Annotated in this window: 12 protein-coding genes; all 12 read right to left on the bottom strand. The window is 52.2% G+C overall.

All coding sequences use genetic code 11. The features are described from left to right. Positions 1–187: 187 nt before the first annotated feature. The gene (gene zntB / locus E0L16_RS11195) at positions 188–1,171 is read right to left on the bottom strand and encodes a zinc transporter ZntB (RefSeq protein WP_063866610.1); all 984 of its coding nucleotides are present in this window, start codon (positions 1,169–1,171) and stop codon (positions 188–190) included. Positions 1,172–1,261: 90 nt separating this feature from the next. Next, positions 1,262–2,392, bottom strand: a complete 1,131-nt coding sequence (locus E0L16_RS11200) for a methyl-accepting chemotaxis protein (RefSeq protein WP_131636937.1) — start codon at positions 2,390–2,392, stop codon at positions 1,262–1,264. 314 nt (positions 2,393–2,706) lie between these two features. Continuing rightward, positions 2,707–3,195, bottom strand: coding sequence for a hypothetical protein (locus E0L16_RS11205; RefSeq protein ID WP_131636938.1), 489 nt, complete (start codon positions 3,193–3,195; stop codon positions 2,707–2,709). A 25-nt stretch (positions 3,196–3,220) separates the two neighbouring features. Next, entirely contained in the window at positions 3,221–4,552 is a 1,332-nt protein-coding gene (locus E0L16_RS11210; RefSeq protein WP_131636939.1) for a VasL domain-containing protein, read from the bottom strand. 21 nt (positions 4,553–4,573) lie between these two features. Then, positions 4,574–5,029 (bottom strand): type VI secretion system baseplate subunit TssE, encoded by a 456-nt coding sequence (gene tssE, locus E0L16_RS11215; protein WP_131636940.1) that lies wholly within the window; start codon positions 5,027–5,029, stop codon positions 4,574–4,576. Then, positions 5,029–5,574: a type VI secretion system lipoprotein TssJ gene (gene tssJ / locus E0L16_RS11220; protein ID WP_131636941.1), complete on the bottom strand. Its 546-nt coding sequence runs from the start codon at positions 5,572–5,574 to the stop codon at positions 5,029–5,031. The genes tssE and tssJ overlap by 1 nt, the downstream gene beginning before the upstream one ends. Then, positions 5,552–6,637: a type VI secretion system baseplate subunit TssG gene (gene tssG / locus E0L16_RS11225; protein ID WP_131636942.1), complete on the bottom strand. Its 1,086-nt coding sequence runs from the start codon at positions 6,635–6,637 to the stop codon at positions 5,552–5,554. Before tssG ends, tssJ begins: the two co-directional genes overlap by 23 nt. After that, positions 6,601–8,355, bottom strand: a complete 1,755-nt coding sequence (gene tssF / locus E0L16_RS11230; protein WP_131636943.1) for a type VI secretion system baseplate subunit TssF — start codon at positions 8,353–8,355, stop codon at positions 6,601–6,603. The genes tssG and tssF overlap by 37 nt, the downstream gene beginning before the upstream one ends. A gap of 42 nt (positions 8,356–8,397) precedes the next feature. Next, complete coding sequence (tssA, locus tag E0L16_RS11235; RefSeq protein ID WP_131636944.1) at positions 8,398–9,999, bottom strand: type VI secretion system protein TssA; 1,602 nt, start codon at positions 9,997–9,999, stop codon at positions 8,398–8,400. Next, positions 9,999–13,448 (bottom strand): ImcF-related family protein, encoded by a 3,450-nt coding sequence (locus E0L16_RS11240; protein ID WP_131636945.1) that lies wholly within the window; start codon positions 13,446–13,448, stop codon positions 9,999–10,001. Before E0L16_RS11240 ends, tssA begins: the two co-directional genes overlap by 1 nt. Further along, positions 13,445–14,581 carry a hypothetical protein gene (locus E0L16_RS11245; protein WP_242672221.1) on the bottom strand — a complete coding sequence of 379 codons (1,137 nt, stop codon included), beginning with the start codon at positions 14,579–14,581 and terminating at the stop codon, positions 13,445–13,447. Before E0L16_RS11245 ends, E0L16_RS11240 begins: the two co-directional genes overlap by 4 nt. Beyond that, positions 14,571–14,831: a PAAR domain-containing protein gene (locus E0L16_RS11250; protein WP_074177727.1), complete on the bottom strand. Its 261-nt coding sequence runs from the start codon at positions 14,829–14,831 to the stop codon at positions 14,571–14,573. Before E0L16_RS11250 ends, E0L16_RS11245 begins: the two co-directional genes overlap by 11 nt. Positions 14,832–14,925 lie beyond the last annotated feature (94 nt).

The raw sequence follows: 14,925 nt of genomic DNA on the forward strand, positions 1-14,925 counted from the left end.
GTACGAATCAATTGTGCTATGCAGTAATTCAAAAAAAGGAAGTAAGACAATATGGAGCGCAACGCCCATCGCTTGACGTTGCATTCACCTGCGGGAGTAATATTGCACCTAACATGGTCGGAGTTTATTGACTTCGCTCAATTAAAATGTCGTTTTGAAGCAGCCGAAGCATCATAAAAACGTAAATTTACAGCCATTTACTGCGATGCAACCACCATGCAACACCCCCAATCAAAACCACTAACATGACGCAAAACGTGGTAAAGCCATAGTGGTATTCCCCGCCGGGTATGCCCCCCAGATTGACGCCAAATAGCCCGGTTAAGAACGTACTCGGTAAAAAGACCATCGCCATCAGCGACATGGTGTACGTTCTCCTGGCTAATGATTCCTGCATCACCTGGGCTATCTCATCCGCCATGACCGCCGTTCTGGCGATACACGAATCGATCTCGTCCAGACCACGGCCAAGCCGGTCGGCAATATCCTGCATTCTGCGACGCTGATCGTCGTTCATCCAGGTCATGCGTTCGCTGGCCAGTCGCGCATATACGTCGCGCTGCGGGGTCATATAGCGGCGCATAACGATGAGCTGTTTACGCAGCAACGCCAGAAAACCACGCGGAGGAATTTGCTGATCGAGCAGGTTATCTTCCAGATCGATGATTTTATCGTGGAGTTCTTCAATAAATTCGCTGGCATGATCGGTTAGCGCATCACATACATCCACCAGCCAGCTTCCGCAATCCGTGGGCCCTGTGCCCTCCTTCAGATCGTTAATGACGTCATCAAGCGCCAGCACTTTTCGCTGCCGGGTAGAAACTATCAGTTGTTCATTCATGTAAACACGCATTGCCACCAGCTGATCCGGACGTTCATCCGTACTGCCATTTATGCAACGCAGCGTGATTAACGTCCCCTCACCCATCCGGCTGACGCGGGGTCTGAGACTTTCTCCCGCCAGCGCATCCCGGACATTGTTGGGCAATAGCGGCGTGGACGCGAGCCACTCGGCGCTGTCCGGATGCGTGTAGTTAAGGTGCAGCCAGCACGGATGTTCGCTGTCGATTTGATCCTGATCTTCAAGCGGCCTTGCGCCCCCGCGTCCATCAAATACCCATGCAAAAACCGCGTCAGGTACGTTAACTTCAGACCCTTTAATGCTCTCCACAGCGCCTCCACCGTTTTATCGTTTTCGGTGTCAGTCTAGCTTTCGTCGAGGGTTAAGCAATAATTATATGAGGCATCGTCCTGAATACGCTCAGGAATTCACCGCCCACTCGCGGCGTAATAACGCATTGTCAGTCTCGTACTCATTTTCCAGACGGAAATTGCGTGTTCGCGCCTGTAACTCTATCACCTGATTGCGCAGCACATCAGACGAACCATTAAGTTCTTCAACCATCGACACGTTGCTTTGCGTTACGCGTTCCAGCTCCGACAATGCCTGCGTGATTTGTGAAATGCCTTTTTCCTGTTCTGACGTTGAGGCGAAAATTTCATCCATCAGTCGGCTCACGTTGCCAGAACCGGTAACAATGTCGTGCATGTTTTTTTCGGCCTCAGAGACCACGTTCACGCCCTGCGTCACGTTATGGCTGGTAACGTCAATCAGTGATTTAATATTTTTTGCCGCCTCGGCGCTACGATGCGCCAGACTTCTCACCTCACCGGCCACCACAGAGAATCCTTTACCATGGTCGCCCGCTCTTGCCGCTTCAACGGCGGCATTTAGCGCCAGAATATTGGTCTGGAAAGCGATCCCGTCAATCAGGGAAATAATCTCCGTCATTTGCTGGGCGCAGTCGGTAATTGATTGCATATTGTTTGAGACCTGCCCCATTAACTCTCCGCCTTTACGCGCCTGCAACGTCGCGATATTCGCCTGCTCGCTGGCTAAACGGGTATTGTCGGCATTATTTTTTGTACTTGCAGCCATCTGTTCCATGCTGGCAGCCGTTTCCACCAGCGAGGCAGATTGCTGTTCTGTTTTGACCGAAAGCTGCGCGCTGCGTGAAGAGAGCTGATCTGAAAGCGTCATCGCGGTTTGCGCGGAGGCGCGGATCTCACGGACCAGCGTTGCAATGTTGCTGGACAGGCTATTAATGCCCGGGATCAGCCGTCCCGCACAGTTATTGCCAAATTCAGGTATCGACACGCCGAGATTCCCTGACGTCACTTCTTCAATACTTTTTTTCACAGTATTGATCGGCGTCACAAGATATTTTGTCATATACGCCCAGAGTAAAATCAAGGCGATGCATTGTACGAAAACAACTGCAATAAAAAGCGAAAAACTCTCTGAAAATAGCGCTATAACTCCATAACTTACCAAAAATACACATAAAAGGAAATAGACAATGAAGGTTCTGACACTAATATTTCTTAGCATAGTTTTTCCTACAGCTTTATATTTTGGTGGGCACTTAGGGTTATAGCATTGCCACAGAAATTTGTCCTCACGTTCGTCGCTGGTTTGTTGTTTTGCAGTTTAATTTGCGCAGTTTCACTTAAGATAGAGAAAAAGCATGCTATACGGTAAATATTCGGTTTGTAGTTTGGTTATCGCTCCCCTTAAATATTAGCATTTACCTATTTTAGGATGAGTACCGTTGGGCAACAGTGTTTAGTCATGCTTAATAAGTTAACGTAGTTAATATATATTAACTACGTTTCAGTGACGTCTTCCGCGAGGGTGGCTTACGTTCAGGCCAGACAGTCGACGGCATGGAAAAAATAGTCCTCTGTCATGAGGACATTCTCTTTCACACTTTGATGTTCGCGACGTATATACCAGCCTGTTTCAGGCGCCATGCTTAAATGATATATCCTCTCCCCCGATATACTGCCGGGGGCTTTAATGCACATTGTCATACACCCCTTCTCGGATCCCCTGATTACCTGTTCTGGCATAATGCTGACGCTGCGGTCTCCATTTTGCAGAGTGACAGTCGTGATGGCATAACGACATATACTGCTACTGAGGCTGTAGCCGACCGAGCTTAAATCGGTGATATGTTTTTGGGATAACATGACGTCGATACCAGAACCCTCAAACCAAACGATAATTTGCTGCGCAAGATCATCCATCCGCTGACAAAATGCCCTGACTTCGGCTTCAGCCGTATTAATATGAATCGGTTTATTCACGTTATTCTGCTGTACTTTCTTAAAAAAACGCTCTCTTGCTGACATGTCAACTCCGTGTTTTTCGCCAGTCTCATTGTTCTTTTTTGTGCTTCAGCAGGGCGTAGCTGATAATCAACTGCTGAAGATGTTGTTCGATCTTGTTTTGTTGCGCTGCTGACAGGGGTTGCCCGGCAGGTAACGCGGCGAGAAGACGAAGCTGCTCTTCAAGCGGAATGGTATGGCTAAAGGACTGCGACATGGCAAACACGGCTGATTTCAGCTCACTCACCGTCATGTACTTTCCTTTCTGTTCATCCAGTGCGTTCAGCCTGTTCGTCAGCTGCTGCAACTGCGCCATACCCTGATGCCAGCCATTCAAATCTGACTCTGCTAGCGCAGCAACACTCATCTGTTTTTGCCAATGCAGCGCCAGGGGTTTGGCCTCTGCCGGCCACAGCGTCAACGCCTGCTGCACCAGACTGGCGCCGTAGCTCACTGCCCAGTCGGGTTTCAGCTGTAAAAGTTGCGCTAACAGCTGTTGTGTTCTGCCAATCCCCATTTCCGATGACGGTGACGTTTGTTGCAGCGCCTTTAACTGCGCCGTCGAAAGTCCTTGAGGTAAAGGAGCCAGAGCCACGGCGAGCTGCGTTTGTGCCGAATCTGGCGCATGCAACATCTGCCATCCTCCTACGACGACACTGGCTGCGACTAACATGGACAACATACCAGCAGCAAATGGCTTCCAGGGCTTCACCGACACTGGAGGCTCTTTATCTACCTGAACGTTCGGCACCGGCTCGGGCTGAACCACATATACCCATTTACTGCGCTCTGTCGGTTCGACGAGTTGTATTTCCGTAGCACCCAACGCGTCACCGGGCAAACTCACGCCCGTTTTTTCGCTGTTTTCCAGACGCACAGCTGCGTTCTGCATCATCGTGCGCAGAGCATCCAGCTGAGCAGCATGCTTGAGTTCCAGGCGCTGCAACACGTCCCCCAACGCATTCAGATGCTCCTCAGCCTGATACAGGTGCCGTAAGTCGGCGTACGTCAGCGTTAGCGTGCGCACCACCTGTTGCAGACGCTTGCTGAGGGCACTCAGGATTTCGGTTCGCGCATGAACAGGCTGTGGCCAGAGGTTTCCCCACTGGCGGGCGACCAGTGCAGCAAGTACCGCCAGCCCCTCACTCATGCCGAACAGTCCGGCGAGATGCGTACGGGCGAGCGTATACCAGGCAGCAGTTTGCAGCTCTACTCCGTTGTGCTCGAACAGTGACAGGCAGAGCGTTTCCGCGTGTTGCCAGTTAACGTCCGGACGTGCCGGATGAATGAGCTTGTTCATTTCATCGCGCAGGGCGGCGTAATCCGCAAGCGTGCGCGGGTCTCCGCCGGTTTTAAGGTGGCGTTCAGGTTGTGGAGTCATGGTGATTTCTGTATGTGAAAGCTAGATTACGGCGCGAGTGTCGAGGTACTGCTGCTGTTTCAGGTGGCGGATTAGTACCCTGCCTTCAGGCATAAATTCCGTACCGTATCGAACCAGACCGACGCCCTTTAACTCCGCGTCAATGGCATAGCGGAGTTCGCCGGGCTGTATCTGTTCCTGCATTACCACGTTAATTTTGCTCAGGCGAGGCTCGTATTTCAGCAGCACGGCTGACAATGTTGTCATGAGCTGGTGGGCGGTCCCGGGCATGCCCTGGAGGATTTTGGTCATATCCGGCAGACCATAGTCCGGCAGATGCGCCAGCGTCCCGGCGCGACAGTTGAGCACGCGCTGCATGTTATCGAGTACCGATAAAATCACCTGGTTCTGTTCGCTGACCTGGCCGAGGCTCAGGCCGCCAGAAAAATTTCCGCACAGCATTTCATACAGCGATGGCGTGTTGTGACCCTTTGGCATCAGTCATCCTTCAGCGGCTGTAACGCCAGGTAGTTATTTCCGGCCTCCAGAATGCGCGGCTTATCTGGATCGAGATCTTCACGTTTGAGTACCTGCTGCCAGGTATTTTTTAACGTGTCCGGGTGACGGAAAAGACCGACTACCGCAACAAATTGCGTTTCTTCTTCCATTGGCATATCAAGATTCGCATCCCCGCCCGGTTTTATAACCACATCGCGGGTTGTCAGCAGGTCGGCTTGCAGAATGGTTTCGCCATCCTTCAGCAATTGCTGGTAGACCGTTTTGTCGAAGGTTTTGCGGTCTTTCAACTGGTAAACACGGACCACCACCGACTCAGAGAGTGAGTTACTCTCGCGGGGATCAGTGTTCAGTGCTTCACGCGCCGTGAAATCCAGATGGAGCACCTTAATATTATTGTAGAACACAGCATTAAACGCCGATTTGGTACCATCGACGACACCCTGCGTCACCCCACAGCCCGTCAGGCTAAACGCTAGCAGTGCAGGCAGCCAGCACGCGGGTTTAATCAAACTTGTACGTAACACGAATGTTTCCTTGTTGTGGTATTTCACGTTGCAGGCCGGCGTAGCAGCCCAGTTCCGTCGTAAAGGTCTGCGGGATATCAGCTGCAATCTCATCCTCACCAGCCCCCAGAACGCCGTTCATGCCGAGCCAGAATGGTCCCTCCCCGAGCGGCGGAACAGCCAGCAGGCGGGTCAGAGTAGTCAGGGTGATTTTTGCCTTAAAACGCCACCCAAGGTAGACACGCAGCATGACCAGAAAATCCTGGTAGAGCAGACCGTCCGGTTTCCAGCCCTGCGACTCCTCTTCGTTATCGGTAGCCAGTGCGATCAGCAACTGGCTACTGGCATCCATCGCTTCATCGCCAAGTGGGGTGTTGCCATCCAGCAGAAAATCGTTGTCACCAAAGAAACCCAGTGGCTGACTGACCTCCACTGGACGCAGGCAGTACGGGCTGACGTTCACGGTGGTATTCGGCGCCAACAGGGTAACCAGGCTTTGTATCCCCTCCTGGGTTTTCCCCGGTTGTTGCAGCACACCTAACAGCGCCAGAAAGCGGGATACGGGTGTAGCAATGTGGTTTGCGGTGCCGGGAATACCGAGTCCTACCAGCCCCAGCAGCGACTGCGAAATGCTGTCGGTTCCACCAGGCTCAAACGTGGCCGGGTAAGAATATTTTCGCCAGATACGATAGAACTGCGTCAGAATGCGGTGATTGAAGATATCCAGAAAGCCCTGTAGCGCTTCATGCCCTTCACGACGCTGAGTAATGTCATCAAGATACGACGTCGGAAGAGGGGAATCGACGCCGTACATCCCCATAAATGTCGTACGGATAACCGGAGGCTTGCTGTCGTCTTCTTCGTCATATTCGACACTCTTCAGTTCACCAGCCGGGAACCCCATCCCCGGATGCGGTGCAAAGCGTACAGGGTCATCTGCGGGATGACTGGTTGAGCCAATCAGTGGGCAGCCCGGATTACGCTTTTCCAGCAACTGGCAGAAACGATAAAAATTCATGCGGTGCATGTCGGCTTCCAGCCGCGAGGTCAACCGGGAATGCGGCGGTTGTGCTTTTCTTCCCATGCCAGGCACTCTCCGGTAGGTTGCAGGATGATAATCAGGCGGTTAAACAGATAAATGTCGGTGTAGAGCGCAAAAAAACGACTCAGCATCTCACCAAACAGGCAGATGTCGCCGCGTCCGGCAAAGCCGTGGCTGTCCAGCGTCACCTCAATCTGCACGCCACGCACCAGGTAGCCCTGCTCAAAGCGTTCGGTTTCACTGTGCTTCACGTCAATGATGGCTTCCAGACGACGGCGGTTCATCTCGCTGTCGGTCCATTCATACAACGCCAGGGTACCGCGCAGCACGTCGGCATTATCCATCATCGACAGAAATCCGCTGCCAAGGTGACTCAGCACGCGCCAGTGGAAACGGTCCTGCGCCGGTGGGTAACATGGCAGCGTCGGCGCACACAGGTTGCGCACGGCGATGCTAACCGAGGTGGTTTTCATCACCGTATCAAGCACGGCGCTTTGCAGCGCACGTCGTGGCAGTTGACCGTTTGTGCCGGTGAGCGTTAACGACAGGCTTTCGTCTTCCGGGACGGTATGGTTGTCAAATGCTTCGCCTCCAAGAATGAGCCAGGTGTTATGCAGGCCGGACGGACCGCGGCGCACGCGGGTGTGGTAGTAATATTCCGGTGCTTCATGACGCATCATTCCTCCCTTATGACGGAAGCTCGAAAACGGCACGTAGGTATGCTGACTCGACGACATCACCGAATCCACGGTATATATCTCGGTATGGCCATCCTGCACGCGCATCGGGCGCAGCATGTATTCGGTTTGCAGAGAATTGAGCGTCAGCGGATCGGATTCCAGCGGGAACAGGTTAATGACCGGCACGCAATTCAGGCGCAGGTGCTTTTCGGTAAAGCTGAAGTCATGCTCCCAGCGTTCCGCCAGCACCACGTCGATTTCAAACCAAGGAAGCTCAGAAGGAAAGATCACGGCCTCCAGCCCGCGCAGCCCCATGAACATAAATTTCTCGCGGAAGGTGAAATACTCCAGCAGCAACTGGTAACCGCTGAAACTGCTCTCACCCTTCGGCCAAAGTCTGTCATCATCACCAAATCCCAGTGCGGTGAAATACCCGTCCAGCGGACTTCTGTCTACGTCACCCGGCATGCGCAGCCACAGACGCGCAGTATCCATGGTAAAAGCTTCATGCATAGCGCAGGCCAGCGGTGCGTCGGCATTGAAATAGAACGGGATTTGGCTGAGGTCGACACAGCTCCAGTCGGCAAGATTGCTACAACTAAAGCGCAGGCTGATGACCGAGCGCCCGTCAGGGTCAGTCGAGAGGCGGGCATGCTCCAGCGCCAAAGGCTGAACGGTTATCTCTTTAGTTGTGGTGTAGCGACAACGCGTCCCTTTTTCACCGATTGGCCGCGAATTGACCTCGAAACCTCTGGCAATACGCATCGGTTCTTTCATCTCACGCCAGACAGGAGTGAACTCCACCACCGACATCGAGGGAATGGTGCGCAGATAATGCGGCCACAACAAGCTGACCAGCCCTTCGGTCAGTTCCGGCAGGTCGTCGTCAAGCTTCTCGCGCAGACGGCCCATCAGGAAGGCAAAGCCCTCGAACAGGCGCTCCACGTACGGGTCGCGTGCGCCCGCTTTATCGAGATTGAGCATTGCCGCCTGCTCGGGATGAGCACGGGCGAATTCCTCACCGGCTTCAAGCAGGTAGCGCATTTCAGCGTCGTAGTAACGCAGGGTTAAATCGTCCATAAAAACCTGAGTATGTGTATATTAAATGTATGCCCTATGTTCTTACACGCAAAGCACCGCACTGCCGGCCGGGTCAAGTGCAATCAGACCGGCCAGAAGCTGATCCATCTCTGGCTGAAGCCGCGATTTATCAGTCTCACTGCGGGCAGCTTTCATGCGCAGCAGCCTGAGACGTCGCGATTTCACTTCAAACAATAGCGCCGGCGTCCACTGCGTGAGGGTGATGGACTGTGCTGCACCGTCAAGTTCACCCAGCAGATGAAGGGCTAGTTCATTTTTACCTTTTTGCTCTGCCACACGTGCCATCAGCAGACGCAGTAACCATTTGTCTTTTGTAGAGTCCATACCCGGGCGCGTCTGAATCCAATGGAGTGTGGCCTCCAGTCCATCGGTGTCTGCTTTCTCCAGCGCTTCCGGCTCAAGGGCCAGAATATCGTTGTTCGTCTCACTGACAGTAGTGACCGGCTCATTCCGCCAACTAGACATTTGGTCCATCACACTCTGGTTTATCCAGTTCAGCGTGATTTCATCGGCAAACGGTGTGCCGTCGTTAAAGGCCAGCGTTTCAAGACCGCAGAGACGCAGCAGCAGCCCTTTCAGATCAGCGGTGATGATATCGGCCAGCACTTCCTGGCCCGACTTGATCAGGGCCTGATGGATGTACCACTGCAAATCCAGCCAGAGATGATTGGCACCACGTGAGAAAGTGCTGTCCGCCTGCTCAAGTATCTCCATCCAACTTTGCTGCAAGTACAAACGCTTTAGCATCGCCCGCTGGTCAGCCCGCGGCGGTTCAATGCGCGTTTTCCCTTCGGCGTCCGGTGCAGGGATAGTTTTCAGCGTGTCGTGACGAAGACTTTTCATCAGCCGGTGCGCGGCAAGCCAGCCATCAGGTTGCTCACGCAGATATCTCGTGAGGGTTCGTGCCTGAGCCAGCAAATCCTGACCGGACGTGATGCGGTTCAGTAATGGCGTATCCTGTTCTGTTGTGTAAGATGCTGACTTAGCGCGTGACTGATTGCTGGCATTCTGCGGTATTACAGCATCGAGACCACCGGCTTTCATCAGGCGGGATCCCAGCGCGCTGTACAGGGCACTGAGATCTGGACGCGACGCTTCTGACTCAGTTTCCAGACTGTCCTGGATGAGCAGCAGCGCACCTGTCGTACGGAGGGCATCGTCGCGTACCACTTCCGGCCAGAGCAACAGACTGTCAAGCAGACGAGAGCCTGCGATCCACTCCAGCGCCGGTTTGCGGCTTCTCTCGCGCTGTGGATGGAGTCGCGTTCCATAGCACTTTAGCAATCCTGCCAGTAGCTCAAGCCCCTCAGCAAAACCGGTTTCACCGTCCTGGTGCAGGCGCGCCCAGCAGTAGTAAGTCGCAACCCGGACATCTTTGGCGACAGTGGTCAGCAACTTTTCAGCCAGCTGGCAAATTAGCCCGGTATCAATCCCGGAAAGTTTATTGACCTCCTCCCGGATACGCTGAAAATCATCGTCATAACCCGGGTCTTCTCCTGTAGGACTGGTATCACTGACCGGAGCAAGCCAGAGTTTCCAGCTTTCGGTACGTGACCGCGCCTGCTGTCGCAGCAGGGTTTCATCCACCTGACAGGCAATGATCAGATTCTGCAAAGAGTCCATTATTCGATTCCGTCCATGTCACTGTTTTCTGTGTTATTCATCAGAGCCTGCACCATAGCCACACTGTCGACACTGAATATCTGATCCGGCAGCGTGAAGCCACGCAACGCCAGTAGCTCAAGCGGGCCGCGGCCCAGCTGTGAGCGCAGTACCCACTGTAAGGTGCGACCATCAGGCGCGGTAAAACTCATCATCCACTGACTGCGGTCAAGCTGCTGGCGCTTACTCTGATCCAGCCAGCGAATAAAGCCCCAGGTTCCGCTGAAATCCCCGAAAAGACGCGCACCGGCGTTAACCGTGGTCCATGTCAGCATGGTTCCTGGCTTGTACGTGTCACCAGGCCAGCGGAAGGACTGCCAGTCAGCTATCTGGTTGAAATAATGTAGCCTTTGTCCATCAATAGTCAGTTGCGTTTCCACCACCTGTGGTACCGGACGCGCCTGTAACTCAAAGGTGATGCCCTGGCTACCGTCGGTAAAGAGAATGTCCGACAGCTGGGTCAGTTGGTTAATGGCTCGCAAGAAGGCTGGGTTAAAACTCAGCCCCTGACTGTTGACCTTATCCGGCACCCACTGGCTGCCCTCCTTGTGCAGTACACCACCGAGCTCTGTTGTCAGGAAGCGCTCAATACGTCCGCTGTCCTTGCGCACAAATTCAGCCAGCATCGGCAGGGAGGCATCACTTTTGCTCACGGCAAACGGGAAACGTCCGTCAAAAGCGGTGTGCCAGTTCGCCACTACGGAACGGCTCCATTTGTCATTCAGACTCGCTGCCGACGGCTGAAGCACGGTCTCCCAGGCCTGGGTCAGCGGCTGCACAAACATCGTGTTGCCAAAACCGCTCCACTCTTCTCCAAGGCTTGCCGAAATTAGGCTGCCGTACTGCTGGGTGTCGGTAAGGTCCACGCTTTTGCCCTGGAACACGGTCTGCGCCAGGGTCTGCATCATTTCCTGAGGGTCAGTGGCGCTGGCTACCTGTTGCAAACGCAGACGCACCCGGGTGATGCGTGTCAGATACGTCTGTAGGCTCAGTGAGTTATCAGCTGACAGGACATTTCCGCCTGTGTTTTTACCCATCAGCATCAACAACGGCCCAAAGGTTTCATCCAATGGCCCCTGCGGGCCTGACGCTGACTGGTCAATCGCCGGTTTGTCCTGCCCTCCTACCAGGTCTTTAGCCGATTTGATGATGGAGTCCGAAAGTCCTTCACTCTTCTGGCCAGTCTGCCCCTGCCATGCGAGGGTATTCATCAGGGCAATCAGCGGCGACTGGCGGACGTCACTCATCAGCGTCAACTGGTCGGTGACGTCTGCAATATTGTCTGCCGGATTAAGTTGCAGGCTGTTAAGGAAGCTCAACCAGCTACCTGCAAAGTCCGTGAAATAACGTTGCGTCAGGCGAGCTTTCAAAGCTTCCGGCGACAGATCTGAGGAGTGCGATTTCCGGCTGTCACTCAGTACCCAGTCAATTTCTTCACGGCGTGAGCTTGCCGCTTTCTCAATGGCCTGCTGAATGCCTCCCTCCCATGCCTGGCGGGTGAACATGCCTGGCACCACCTCGTCTGTGTTAAACAGGCGACTGGCATCGGTACCGCCAGTCATGTCCTCAAGAGAAACATCGGCAAAATTACGACGAACGGATTTGAGCATATTCTCGTACAGAGTACTTTCTGCGTTGCGCCGTCCAATTTGTTGCAACAGCACCTGTCGGCTCTGGCTGACCAGTTGCTCATCCGGTGTGATTTTCCACTGTGTCTGTGCGGGTAGTTCGGTGATATAGAACGCCCACAAATCCGGCGCCAGGCTTTGCCACAGGCCGGCTGATATGCCCAACCGTATCGGCTGCACGGTTTTCATAGTCTGCGAATAGAATGCACCATCGGCTTTATCAGGACGAGACATCATTAGCCAGGCTTTGAGCTGATCGTAACCCGATTTAGCCAACCGTACCCGCTGGTCGCTGTTGGGGGCAGTATTCGACAGCGCGCTGAGCTTCTGCTTAAGGGCCTCATTTGCCGGGTCGCGTATCAGGCGGTTGTTTGCCACGCCGTACCAGGGCAGCATCGCATCAAGCAGCTGCTGATTATGGTCCAGGCCAAAGCGCTGATACCACGGCGCTCCGTCCTGGATACGGTGTTGCAGGCGGCCGGCATCATTGCGCAGAGTATGCAGGGCCGTCAGCTGGTAATCCGATACGGAAGGATGCTCCACCAGGGCATGCGCCTGCTGCGCAACAGAGACTATCTGTAAACGGTTAACCGCAAACGACAGCAGCGTCCCTGCCCCCCAGACACCAATGATGGCCATCAGGATCCAGGCAAGAGTCTGTTCCCACGCCATACCGACACGGCGGCCACGTACGCGGGTGCAGTCTTCAACGATACCCTGCCAGGTCACCGGCAGCACCAGCGCATGGCGTTGCGATCCCGGGACATATTGCTCAGCGTCGACCGTTTTCGCTGACGCACCGGCAGATTTCCTCTTCGGCAGGCTGAACATCAACCCTCGTACAGGAACGCGCTGCTGAGACTCAAAGAGCCATGGCACCAGTTGCTGAGCCCAGCGGGCGATACCGCCATTTTTCAGGTGCTGGCCCAGGCGCAACAGGAAGTCGTGGCTGTTGTTTTCCGCGACCTGACTCATCCCCAGCGACCGTAGGGCCGGCAGCATCAGCTCCAGCTGGCGGATAACATCCTCTTCTGTTGCGCGTGGCGGAAAGCTTACGCCTACCGCCTGCTCAGGACGCGTACCCTGCGACCAGTGACTGCTGCACAGTTGCCACAACCAGACCGGAGTGGAATAACGCAGCAATTCGCTGATTTTTTCCAGGCCGCGTAAATCGTTGTCGCTGATTTGTGTGGTTAGTTTAAGCGACTCCGGCAGTACACGGATAATACCGTCCAACGGACGACCGCGACGCAGCTTGCGCAACGCGGTGTATTTTTCGCGGTCAGGGTCTGCTGTCAGGCTACCGCCGTAAATCAGAACGGTGCAGTTGCCTTCAAGCCATTGTTGCTGTTGCAGGCCGGGTATCAGCTGTTCAATTGCGGCTTCATCACCTGTGATCAACAACAACCGGACTTTGCGACGCCAAAAGACTCTATAACGAAGATTAAGATGTTCTTTTAAATGTGTATAATCTGTGATGGTTGTCATCACATTAGGATTTGTTTTAGTTTCAGCCTCCGAGAAATCCGGTGGTAAATAAATGCGTTGTTTTTTTCTTTGCTTCCATCGCCAATAAAAAGGAGAGCAAACAGTGCCTAAAAATAAAAAACAAAATACACCACCCCACATAGACCAAATTTGGCGATTTGTCAGGCCATATTTAAGCAAGACATCCTGATTAATAAACAGCAAAAACGCAATTATACCAGCAAGGCCAATAATTAAAATAAAATACCCCCAAAATCCATAACGTGCCGACTGCAATTCCTTTTCCTGGGTCATAAGTAATGTTTCCGAGTAATCAAACAAAGCAGCCTAGACTGAGGTGATGCCTGGATAATTAACAATTGGTTAGCTTCAGTCTTTTGAGCCGCGTCAACCAACAGTGCGAGTGAAACAGGGAATGTCATTTCACCGGGAGGACCAAAAGAAAAATCAATTAAATGAAAAGGATGTTTTTCTGGAAGTTTCCACTGATATCGTTCAGCATACTGCATCAATCTTGAAATAATATCAGCAGGTATACCAGAAAGCCAGACATGACGTACATCACGCTTATCAATTCGATTATATTCAAAAAGCATGTCTAAAGCTTTTTCAAGGTTATCATTATCCAGATGCATAACACGGCCTAATCCGGCAAGTACCGGTACAGCATGTTGTCTGGAAAAAGTCGAAGATGATATAAGCTGAGCAGAGACCATTTCACTGGATTGTTTCGGTATACCAGTCAACCAGCATTGGAAGCTAAGAACCAATATCAAACCATCAAAATTAACATTGTCGTGAAATTTTTCAATACACTCAACGGAACAATTCACTTCAGGAAGTAAATCCCATTGTGAAAGAATTATCTGGCTTACATTAATTTTGTCCCAACCGGAGGGTTGTAATACATAAACAGTATGCAAATATTTCCGATAACCCGGATACTGTTGCTCCAACTGTTTGTCGATCATTTCAGACAAAAGACGGATGGAACCCCAGGAATGTGACAGCTGTCTGACTTTATCCGGATAGGCTGGAATATCGGACAAAGGCCCAAGCAAACTCTCAGCCCCTTTGTCCTCAGGAGTAAGAATAACATTTCCAACCACTGACAACTGTTGTCGGCTCCAATGCTGCCATAATGCCTTAGTTCGATCAGTTTCCTCTTTCCAGGCAGAAAGAGCAATGCTTGACTGTTCATAACGGTTTATCGCTGCTCCAAAAAGACATAACCATATGAAAAACGCTGGGAGCAGAAGAAGAAATACTATTTTCTTATATTCTTCAGCCCCCCAAAAAGAAAAGCCTAAAACAGCACAAATCAACAACTTAGAAATAAGAACAATCCCCCATCGCTTGTATGACAAGTTGGCAATTGTACTTTTTTCGGGTACTTTGGGGATAGGCCACATAATATTAAGACTCAATAGTATTTTCAATGTGAGAACTAATGACTTTACATCCACAGGCACAAGCACAGTTATTAACAACAACGTTTAGCCCATTTTCTGATGCTCTTGGATGTCCTTCTTTTATCGGATTGACTCCGTGTATCGGACAAGAAACTAAATCACCAACAAGGGCAACCTGAATACCATTGATAAACATTGTCGACGACGCGGTAATAACCTTTCCACCATGAGTAGTATCATCACCCAGACAAACAATTCCAGACATATCACCCTCTTTTAAAATGAATTAGCTTAAATAAGATGACTTGCTACAAAAACATCATTTCATTATTATCGATATGTTTTTAATTTCCGCCGTG

The sequence above is a fragment of the Enterobacter quasihormaechei genome, from assembly GCF_004331385.1.
GTDB classification, from domain to species: Bacteria; Pseudomonadota; Gammaproteobacteria; order Enterobacterales; family Enterobacteriaceae; genus Enterobacter; species Enterobacter quasihormaechei.

Bases quoted from the DNA above. Each gene is read 5' to 3' on its own strand.
- tssG (WP_131636942.1), bottom strand. From the start codon at position 6,637: ATGGGAAGAAAAGCACAACCGCCGCATTCCCGGTTGACCTCGCGGCTG.
- E0L16_RS11240 (WP_131636945.1), bottom strand. From the start codon at position 13,448: ATGACCCAGGAAAAGGAATTGCAGTCGGCACGTTATGGATTTTGGGGG.
- tssF (WP_131636943.1), bottom strand. From the start codon at position 8,355: ATGGACGATTTAACCCTGCGTTACTACGACGCTGAAATGCGCTACCTG.
- E0L16_RS11205 (WP_131636938.1), bottom strand. From the start codon at position 3,195: ATGTCAGCAAGAGAGCGTTTTTTTAAGAAAGTACAGCAGAATAACGTG.
- E0L16_RS11210 (WP_131636939.1), bottom strand. From the start codon at position 4,552: ATGACTCCACAACCTGAACGCCACCTTAAAACCGGCGGAGACCCGCGC.
- tssE (WP_131636940.1), bottom strand. From the start codon at position 5,029: ATGCCAAAGGGTCACAACACGCCATCGCTGTATGAAATGCTGTGCGGA.
- tssA (WP_131636944.1), bottom strand. From the start codon at position 9,999: ATGGACTCTTTGCAGAATCTGATCATTGCCTGTCAGGTGGATGAAACC.
- E0L16_RS11250 (WP_074177727.1), bottom strand. From the start codon at position 14,831: ATGTCTGGAATTGTTTGTCTGGGTGATGATACTACTCATGGTGGAAAG.
- E0L16_RS11200 (WP_131636937.1), bottom strand. From the start codon at position 2,392: ATGCTAAGAAATATTAGTGTCAGAACCTTCATTGTCTATTTCCTTTTA.